This window comes from Prevotella rectalis (assembly GCF_900607215.1).
In the GTDB taxonomy this organism is placed as follows: Bacteria; Bacteroidota; Bacteroidia; order Bacteroidales; family Bacteroidaceae; genus Prevotella; species Prevotella brunnea.
Window position 1 is genome coordinate 272,841 of sequence record NZ_LR027822.1, and the last position, 1,179, is coordinate 274,019.

Annotated in this window: 1 pseudogene; it reads right to left on the reverse strand. The window is 48.2% G+C overall.

Annotated features, from left to right (window positions below):
- Positions 1-25 precede the first annotated feature (25 nt).
- Positions 26-1,179, reverse strand: a pseudogene (locus tag E0E16_RS09520) (IS256 family transposase); the annotation flags it as partial.

Below are 1,179 nucleotides of genomic sequence, written 5' to 3' on the forward strand. Positions count from 1 at the left end.
GGTAGTGTCCTTAAAAGTGTGTAATTCATCTTTCCTTTCTCTGTACTTCCACTGTTATTTTATTCTTTTCTTTCCAGTTCTTGAATTGATATATTCTCCTTTCATATGTCGTCTTTGTTTCCTCCATCGCCACGGCCGCCAGGAGGAAGATGACGGACTTCTCTGATGGCATGGATGTTCTCATTTGGATGGTTCTCCTGTACTTCCTGTTGAGCCTTTCAATCCAGTTGGTCGTATATATGCACCTCTGCACTTGAGCCGGGAAGTCCATATACGTGAAATAGGCACTGTTGCGTTCGGCCTTGTATTTTCTTAGTGCAGGATATTTCCTTTCCCATTTCTCGACAAAGGTAATGAATTGTTCGTATCCCTGCAAGGAATTCATCTCGTTGTTCTCCAATTGGAACACCTCACTGAGCTGCTGCGCCATTACCAGTTTGTCTTTATGTGATGCGCCGCTGAGTATCTGTCGCTTAACGTGTGCCACGCAGAACTGGTGTGCGGCACCGGGAAAGGCTGCACAGACGGCATTCTCTATTCCTTGCAATGCATCGGAAACAACTAAGTCTATCTGTTCGACGCCTCTTTGCTTCAAGGCCTCAAGCTCGTCTTTCCAGCAAAGAGCCCCTTCTGTGGGATGATTGACAACCGTGAGCACCTCCCTGCTGCCGTCTTCTAATACCCCCAGAATGGTATAGTAGGCTTCCTTGGACACCTGTCTGTCCCTACGGGTGGAAATAAAGGTGGCGTCGATATAGACGGCTAAGTAGTGGGAGGAAAGGCTACGGCAAAGCCACCGTTCGACGTCCTCACGGCAGCTGCCGGCAAGATGCGATACCTGCTGCTTGCTGTAGGAACGACCATAGACGCAATTTGAAATCTCGCCTATCTGCTCCGTGGTAAGACCTTTGGTGTAGAGGAGATTGAACAATTTGGCACGTTCCTCGCTTTCGCTGCGTATCAACCCTAAGAGAATGGGATAGAAGTTTCCGCTACGACTGCGCGGAATACGGAGCGAGAACTCAAAGCCGTGACTGTACCAACGACGAGAACGGAAACCATTGCATTGCTCATGGGCATTTTCGCTGACGAACAACTCTCGTTCATGATACATCAGGGAGTTCATGATTAATGACTGAAGGGTAACAAAACCCTCGCTGCTGCTTGTGTAATTCGAAA